This window comes from Actibacterium sp. D185-2 (genome assembly GCF_054954595.1).
In genome coordinates this window covers 22,371-28,794 of the sequence record NZ_JBPWNX010000023.1, presented here as the reverse complement: position 1 = coordinate 28,794, position 6,424 = coordinate 22,371, and the positions used below count along the sequence as shown (strand labels likewise).

The following is a 6,424-nucleotide window of genomic DNA, read 5'->3' as shown; positions in this document are numbered from 1 at the left end:
ATCTGAGGGCTCTCGTGGCCGAAATCCTCGCCGCTCTCATCGCCGCGATCGGTGCGATCATCGCTCTACCGCGGCCGAAATGCGGCATCAGAGCCGCAGCTGCGTGATGTTCAGGGGCGACTGAGCTATGCCGAATTGCTGGGGAGGGTCGATCGTCTGGCTGCCGTGTTTCTGGCCAGGGGCGTGGCGCCCGGCGACCGGATCGCGATTCTGTCGCATAAACGCTCGGAGTACCTGGAGGTCGAACTGGCAGCGGCAGGAATTGGCGCGATTGTCGCTTGCCTGAACTGGCGGCTTGCCCCCGATCAACTGTGGCACTGCATCGATCTGGTCGAGCCGGTGCTCGCGATCGTCGAACCGGACTTTTCAGAAATGTATCACGCCGTCGCGTCGACACCCTGTCTGACCATCGGGCCAGACCTGGAAACGGCCATTGCCGGGGCCGAGCAAGACCCGCGCATCGGGACCATGGTCGACGATCCAGAGGCTGGTCTGACGATCTTGTATACCTCGGGGACTACGGGCCTGCCCAAAGGGGCGCTCATCAGCCACCGCGCGCATATCGCCCGATCCATGGTTTTTGCGGCGCAGCTGGCGCTGGATCCCGGCGACGGGTTCATCGCTTGGGCACCTATGTTCCACATGGCGTCCACCGATCATGCGCTGGCGACGGTCCTGCGGGGCGGAACCGTGGTGATGGTAGACGGTTTGCAGCCTGCGGTCATCAACGAGGCGTTGTCGCGCCACCGGATCGGCTGGTTCGTGATGATGCCCGGTGCGCTGGACGCCTTTATCGCAGAACGACGCGCCAACCCTTTGCCGCTGAAGGGAATCAAGGTTTGCGGCGCAATGGCCGATCTGGTGCCGCCGCATCAGATCGCGGAACTGACGGCCCTTCTGGACACGCCCTATCTGAATTCCTTCGGCGCAACTGAAACCGGCCTGCCGCCGGGGACCGCCGATCTGATTGCGCCGGGTGTGACCCCGGACCGGCTTTCCAAGCGCATAAGCGCATTTTGCGAGGTTCGGCTGGTCGATCCCGACGACCGCGAAGTGCCGGATGGAACGCCGGGCGAAATGGCTGTGCGGGGCCCGACATTGTTTTCAGGCTACTGGAACGCCGACGACGCCAACGCCCGCGACTTTCGCAACGGCTTTTTCCACATGGGCGATCTGTTCCGGCGCAATGCGGACGGCACCATCGACTTTGTGGACCGGGCGAAATACTTGATCAAGACTGGCGGCGAGAACGTCTATCCTGCGGAAATCGAGCGTGTGCTTCTTTCCCATCCCGATGTGGTCGATGCCGCCGTGATCCGGGCCTTCGACGCGAGATGGGGGGAAAGCCCGGTGGCCTTTGTCGCCTGTGGCGATGACGGGCCGGATGCCGAGGCGCTGATGAATTTGTGCCGCGAAAACCTCGCTGGCTACAAACGGCCGCGCGAGTTTCTTTTCATCGCGTTCGAGGATTTTCCCAGATCGACCAGCGGCAAGATCCAGCGCCATATGCTCGAAGCCCGGCTCGCGGATTAATTTGCGCCCCGGCCCGATCGTCACCCCGCCACGCCCGTTCGCCCCACCAGCGCCATGAGCGTTCCGGTCATCGTTGCGACGAGCTTTTCATCCTGGCCCTTCACGGCATAGGCACGCGCCTCGCATATGGTCAGCGTCCTGCCTGGTTTCACCACGTCAGCGACGAAGCGAAACCGTTCGCCGTCCGCCGGGTTGAGTAGGTTGATCTTGAATTCGGCCGTCAACACTGCCGCGTCCGCTGGCATCAGCGAAAAGGCCGCGTATCCGCAGGCGCTGTCCAGCGCTGTCGACACGATTCCGGCATGCAAAAACCCATGTTGCTGGGTCAGAGCATCCTCATGTGCCATCTCCAGAACAATGCGGCCGGGCGATAGCTCGGCAATGCTGATCCCCAGCGTGTGCATCACCTTCTGGCGATTGAAACTGTTGCGCACGCGTGCGTCATAGTCGGGGTTTTTCGGTTTGAATTGCGTCATGGCGGGTCTTCCTCTTCGATTTCATTCGTCAATGACCAATCTTAGGCGGTCTTTGAGGCGCGTATCTTGTAGCGAAAGGTCAAAACGACGCGGAACGGACTGAGCGCGCAACGCGCCGGGCGGTTTGCCGGCGAAGACCCGGCAAGCGACGGACATATGGGATTGATCGCAATATCCGGCGTCCAGCGCCAGATCGCTCAGCGGAAGGCTCTGTGACGCGAGCTGCCCAAGAGCCTGGCGAAAGCGCCGCGAGGCGGCAAGCCGCCGCCGCGACACGCCGGTTTCCGCCCGCACCTTTCGACGTTCGGTCCGGTCGCTGTACGCTCCGGGTGGCGCGGCAAAGCCCATGCCTTTCGCGAGGCCGTCAAGCACTGCGATGAGCGCGGGCAGGTCACCGTCCCCGATCTGAACCCGGGCCAGTTCTGCGGCCAGCATGTCCAGCCCTTTGGAGTCGGGTAAGTGCTTCGGTCGTGACGACAACCTCAGCCCGGCCACGACACCATGGAATGGCCTTGGGCGGGGAGTGAAACCCGAGCGCGGTGGCGCCAGCGATACACGCGCCCCGCCGCTGTGGTCGCGCGTTACCGAAAGGGTAAAGAGGTCGGTTGCGAACCGCCCGCGTCCACCACCGCTCAGCACACCGGTATCGCGAAACACGAACAGATGATCGATCTCAGTGGCCGCTTCCTCAGGCGGCGCCAGTTCGAGATAAAGCGGCACCGCCATCAGGTTACTTGACGAAAGCATCCCGGTTCTCGGTGACGAAATCGGCAAATCGGCGCGCCGGGCGCTCCAGCACCTCGCTGACCGTGGTCTCGATGCCGGCTAGGTAGCCCCTGGGCGCGATAGAGGCCAGTTCGACCATGGCCCCGGCGACCTCGTCCTGCATTCCGCCGGCCACCATGCCCGCCCTGGCATCCTCGGCCGAAAGGGACACGCACGACACTGTTCGTCCCGTCACCCCGGACAGAAGGGCCGCGATGTCATCCCCTGCAAGAGCTTCGGGCCCGGTCAGACCAAGAGCCTTGCCTTCGTACCCCGGAGCGGTCAGCGCCTCGGCGGCGACATCCGCGATGTCGCGAGCGTCGATCCAGGCCACGGGTCCGCCCAGGTCGTCATAGTACACGGCGTCCTTTGCAATGTTGCCGGCCTGCCACAGCAGGTTCTGCATGAAATAGGTCGGCTGGACAAAAGTCCAGTCAAGGCTGCTTTGCTTCAGCAGTTCCTGGGTTTCGGAATGCCACTTTCCAAAGGTCAGCCCCGCCTTGGGCGACGCGCCAAGCCCCGTGGCCACAACGATATGGCGCACGCCCGCGGCCTTGGCCGCCTCGATCACGTTCGCCTTCCACTGACGCATGTCCAGATGGGCAGGCGTGACCAGGTATATCTTTTCCGCCCCGTCACAGGCCCGCGCCAGCGCGGCAGGGTCCGTGAAATCCGCTGCTACCGCCTCGCATCCTTTGGCTTTTAGCGCGTCTAACTTGAAGGGGTCGCTGGTGACAGCGCGCACGGTCGCGCCTTTTGCCATAAGCGTATCGACGAGGGGCGCGCCGGTGTTGCCCGTGGCTCCGAAAACAGTAATCATGGCTTTTCCTTTTGCAGGTCTACGATGGGTTGAATGGTTTCCGGGTTGCTGATCGACGACAGATCGCCCAGATCTTCGCCCAGCAAGGCGGCGCGCACGATCCGGCGCATGGTCTTCATGCTACGCGTCTTGGGCAGGGCCTCGATAAAGTGGATCTCGCGCGGGCGGAAGGGTTTCGAGACGATCTCTCCGACCCGATTCTTGAGCCGGTCCACAAGCTCTGCGTCAGGCGTAACACCTTGCGCCGCCACGCAGAAACAGACGACGGCCACGCCTTTGATATCGTCGGGTGCGGCAATGGCAGCGGCGTCAACCACCTCTCCGGTTTCGGTCAGGGCCGCCTCGATCTCGGGCGGACCGATGCGTTTACCTGCGATGTTCAGCGTGTCGTCGGACCGGCCCAGGATATACCATGTCCCGTCCGGATCGCAGCGCACCCAGTCGCCGTGCCGCCAGATGCCGGGGTAGGTGGACCAATAGGTTTCAAAATAGCGATCGCGGTCGCCCCGGATGGCCGGGGTCAGACCCAAAGGCGGCTGGGTCACGACCAGTTCGCCGACCTCGCCCGGTGCGGCTTCGCTGCCGTCCTGGCGCAACACCTTGGCGCCGACACCCAGGGCCTGGGCCGAAAATCCGCCGGGCTTGATTTCATGCAGCACGGTCGAGGTAAGGATCGCGCCAAAAAGCTCGGTCCCACCCGAGATGTTAAGCGGCACCGCGCGGCGGCGACAGATATGATCCAGTTGCCAAAGCCAGGCATCGTCGGTCCAGGGTTCACCGGTCGAGGCGACAATGCGCAGGGGCGACAGGTCGTAGCCCAACAAAGGTTCAGTATCCTGCGTCATGAACTGCCGTACCAGGGTCGGAGCCACACCAAGATGCGTGACCTCCATATCGAACGCAAGACGCAGCAGCCTGAAGGGATCGCCGGGCATTGATGGTGCGCCTTCGGCCAGCACCAGAGTTGAACCGGACAAGAGCACCGACAAAAGGGTGAGCGGCCCCATGACCCACCCCATGTCAGTCATCCAGAGGTGCCGGTCGTCCCGTTTCATGTCGAGGCAAAGCAGGAAATCGGCCGTGGCCTTGGCCTGTACGCCCAGATGGGTATGCACGACACCCTTGGGCCGCCCGGTCGTGCCCGATGTATAGGCGATCAGAAAGGTGTCATCGGCACTGACGGGAACGGCGGCAAACTCCGGACTGGCGCGGCCCACTGTTTCGGTCCAGTCCAGATCGCGGGCCGGATCGGCCACCGCACCGCCGAACCGTCGCAGGCTGATCACGGTATGAACCGATGGCAGGTCGGTCAAAGCCTGGGCAAGGGTCGCTTCCATCCAGACCGGCTTGCCTCGCCGGGGTGTGGCATCCGCCGTCAACACCGCCACGGCATCCGCGTCGTTCAGGCGCGATACGATGGCATGGGGCGCAAAACCGGAAAACAGCGGCACCGCAACCGCGCCCAGCCGGGCAATACCCAGAAGCGCGGCCTCGATTTCGGGGATCATCGGCATATAGATGCCCACCGCCTGACCCGGCTTTACACCGCGTGCGGCAAGGGCCGAGGCGACGCGGGAGGCTTCGGCGGCAAGGTTGCAATAGCTCCAGCGGCGGCGGCTTCCGTCTTCGCCGACCCAGTCGATAGCGACCTTGTTACCCAGGCCATCGGCAATTCGGGCGTCAAGACAGGTTTCCGTCAAATTCAACGTACCTTCCACGGCCCATCTGATCGATTCAGGCCCTGTGGAGATATCTCGCAACCGGCTGTAGGGCCGCTCGAACCATATCCCGGCATGGTCAATGATCTGGCCCCAGAACCAGTCTGGGTCTTCATTCGAACGGCGGACGAGTTCCTCGTAACTGTCAATGCCGCAGCCCTTCAGAAATGAGGTCAGAGTGCTTGTCCGCTGGATGTCAGAGCCTGGCTGAAACATTCGCAACCTTTCTAGAATGAAAAAGGGCCGCACTTAAGGCGCGGCCAGTCGGGGAGGTAACTCTTGGCACGGTTTGGCAGCAGCGCCTTGAGTCCGGCGCTGCTGCCAGCGTTTTAACCGTGCATGGACAGGCCGCCCGAAACCGAAATCACCTGGCCGGTAATGAACCCTGCGTCGTCCGACGACAGGAAGCAGATGATGCCAGGGTAATCCGTCGGCTGCGCAAGACGCTTCATCGGAATCGCCCGCTTGAGACCTTCGGCGATCTTTTGACCGGCCTCGCCTTCGGCAACCTGAGCGAACAGCGGCGTATCGGTCGGGCCGGGGGCGACCGCATTCAATTGAATACCTTTACGCGCCAGTTCACGCGCTACGGTTTTGGTGAACGAGATGATGCCACCCTTGCAGGCCGAATACACGGCTTCGCCGGATGATCCGACGCGTCCGGCGTCGGACGCGATGTTGACCACACGGCCGCCACCGTTCTTGACCATGCCCGGAAGCACCGCGTGATGCATATTCAGCGGACCGTAAAGATTGATGTCGATGACCTTCTTCCAAAGGTCGGGATCGGTGTCGAGGAACGGTTTGATCACGTCCCAGCCCGCGTTGTTCACCAGCACATCAATCGGTCCGCCGGATTCGAACTCGGCAACGGCGCTGTCGACCTGGGCACGATCGGTAATATCCGCCTGAAATGCCGTCGCTTTTCCGCCGGATTCAGTGATTAGTTTGGCGGTTTCATCCGCTCCGGCTTTGTTCAGATCGAAAACGGCGACTTCGGCACCCTCCGCGCCGAACCGTTCGCAAACCGCTCGGCCAATGCCGCTCCCACCGCCGGTCACAACGACCCGTTTTCCACTCAACCCTCGCATGTGGAGGTCCTCCTCTTCCGT

General features: G+C 62.6%; 6 protein-coding genes. 1 reads left to right on the top strand and 5 read right to left on the bottom strand.

Annotated elements, in window-relative coordinates; translation table 11 throughout:
* The first annotated feature begins 51 nt into the window (after window positions 1-51).
* Entirely contained in the window at window positions 52-1,533 is a 1,482-nt protein-coding gene (locus tag ACSR1C_RS19095) for a class I adenylate-forming enzyme family protein (protein WP_050685902.1), read from the top strand.
* A 20-nt stretch (window positions 1,534-1,553) separates the two neighbouring features.
* On the opposite strand, the gene ACSR1C_RS19090 is transcribed toward ACSR1C_RS19095, so the two are convergent.
* From ACSR1C_RS19090 to ACSR1C_RS19070, 5 genes are all read right to left on the bottom strand, one after another.
* Window positions 1,554-2,009, bottom strand: a complete 456-nt coding sequence (locus ACSR1C_RS19090) for a PaaI family thioesterase (RefSeq protein ID WP_050685904.1) — start codon at window positions 2,007-2,009, stop codon at window positions 1,554-1,556.
* Between the two features lie 21 nt (window positions 2,010-2,030).
* Complete coding sequence (locus ACSR1C_RS19085) at window positions 2,031-2,735, bottom strand: helix-turn-helix domain-containing protein (protein ID WP_460260680.1); 705 nt, start codon at window positions 2,733-2,735, stop codon at window positions 2,031-2,033.
* 4 nt (window positions 2,736-2,739) lie between these two features.
* A complete protein-coding gene (locus tag ACSR1C_RS19080; protein WP_050685908.1) occupies window positions 2,740-3,594 on the bottom strand; it encodes an SDR family oxidoreductase in 855 nt (284 codons plus the stop codon).
* Window positions 3,591-5,528, bottom strand: a complete 1,938-nt coding sequence (locus ACSR1C_RS19075; RefSeq protein WP_050685910.1) for an AMP-binding protein — start codon at window positions 5,526-5,528, stop codon at window positions 3,591-3,593. Before ACSR1C_RS19075 ends, ACSR1C_RS19080 begins: the two co-directional genes overlap by 4 nt.
* Before the next feature lie 113 nt (window positions 5,529-5,641).
* Window positions 5,642-6,403 carry a glucose 1-dehydrogenase gene (locus ACSR1C_RS19070; RefSeq protein WP_050685911.1) on the bottom strand — a complete coding sequence of 254 codons (762 nt, stop codon included), beginning with the start codon at window positions 6,401-6,403 and terminating at the stop codon, window positions 5,642-5,644.
* Window positions 6,404-6,424 lie beyond the last annotated feature (21 nt).

Excerpts from the sequence above, each read along its gene's own strand:
- ACSR1C_RS19085 (WP_460260680.1), bottom strand. The coding sequence starts at position 2,735 with ATGGCGGTGCCGCTTTATCTCGAACTGGCGCCGCCTGAGGAAGCGGCC.
- ACSR1C_RS19070 (WP_050685911.1), bottom strand. The coding sequence starts at position 6,403 with ATGCGAGGGTTGAGTGGAAAACGGGTCGTTGTGACCGGCGGTGGGAGC.
- ACSR1C_RS19080 (WP_050685908.1), bottom strand. The coding sequence starts at position 3,594 with ATGATTACTGTTTTCGGAGCCACGGGCAACACCGGCGCGCCCCTCGTC.
- ACSR1C_RS19075 (WP_050685910.1), bottom strand. The coding sequence starts at position 5,528 with ATGTTTCAGCCAGGCTCTGACATCCAGCGGACAAGCACTCTGACCTCA.
- ACSR1C_RS19090 (WP_050685904.1), bottom strand. The coding sequence starts at position 2,009 with ATGACGCAATTCAAACCGAAAAACCCCGACTATGACGCACGCGTGCGC.